Origin of the sequence: Streptomyces sp. MBT65, assembly GCF_016612545.1 — a bacterium.
In the GTDB taxonomy this organism is placed as follows: Bacteria; Actinomycetota; Actinomycetes; order Streptomycetales; family Streptomycetaceae; genus Streptomyces.
Window position 1 is genome coordinate 1 of record NZ_JAENRY010000688.1, and the last position, 1,156, is coordinate 1,156.

Sequence of the window (1,156 nt, forward strand, 5' to 3'; positions counted from 1 at the left end):
GGCTGGGGGCTTGGTGGTCGTGGTGGGTCGGGGTGACGCGGGGACGTGATGGGCCGGCGGTCGGGGTCTGTGGTCGGTCGCGGTGGCTGTGGTGGTCCGGGGCGATATGAGGGCGCGGTAGGCCGGCGGCCGGAATGCGGGGCCTGCCGTGCCGGACATCTCGGTGGCTCTGCTGAGCCGGCGGTGGCGCGAGGCCGCGGTGGGCCGGCGGTCGGGACGCGGACTTGGAGGTGCCGGAGGCCTCAGGCGTGGAGCTGAATCAGAGCGCAGCCAGGGCGGGATCGGCCGACCGTCGGGATTCAGGGGCGGCGGGATGGAGAGAGGCGGGTGCTCGGTGATGGCCGGGAGCGGTGTGGGTGCGGGCGTGGGCGTGGGTGTGGAAGTTGGCCGGGGTCGGAGAGAGGAGGCGGCGTGAGTGCGGAAGTTGTCCACAGGCTGGGGGTTGTCTTGGGGGCGGTGCTGGTCGTGGGGTGTTCGGTGCGGTGGGTGGACGAGATGCGGCGGGAGCGGAGGGCTCGGCGGCGGCTGGCCGGGCTGCTGCTTCGGGAGGTCCGGGACGTTCGGGGGAGCCGGGAAGTGCCGTCTGCCGGGCGGTGGTTCGGGGTTCGGGGCGTTGCGCGGCGGTGGGTGCCCGCAGTGGGTGTCGTGGGCGCCGGGTGGGTGTTGGTCGGTGGGGTCGCCGGGGTCGTGGTGGGGGCCGTCGTAGCGGTCGGGCTGTGGCAGTGGCGGCGTCGGCAGGTGGCCGGCGACACCGTCGCCGAGCGCGATGCCGCCATCGCCGCCCGCCAACGTGAACCGGCCGACGCCTGGCGGAGGTTGGCCGCGCTTCCGGGCGCCGGCCCGCTGGCCCGGCTGCTCGAACGGGCCGACGAGTCGGGGCTCCCCGCCGCCGGACCGGTCGCCCGGCTCGCGGCGGAGGCCCGCGCCGACTGGGCCCGCACCACGACGGCACGGGCCCGGCGAGCCGCCGTTCTGGTCACCGCACCGGTGGGGCTGTGCTTCCTGCCCGCGTTCATCGCGGTCGGCGTGCTGCCCGTGGTGATCGGGCTCGCGGGTGGCGCGGGGGGAGTGGGAGGGGGTGGCGGCTGACGGGGAGAGCGAGCGGTGACGGACGTACGACCGATGACAGAGGACGGCTCATCGAGCCGGTGAACTG

At 75.6% G+C, this 1,156-nt stretch carries 1 protein-coding gene; it reads left to right on the forward strand.

Annotation, left to right across the window (positions count from 1 at the left end):
- The first annotated feature begins 411 nt into the window (after positions 1 to 411).
- Positions 412 to 1,089, forward strand: coding sequence for a hypothetical protein (locus JHN63_RS51590; protein WP_200692015.1), 678 nt, complete (start codon positions 412 to 414; stop codon positions 1,087 to 1,089).
- Positions 1,090 to 1,156 lie beyond the last annotated feature (67 nt).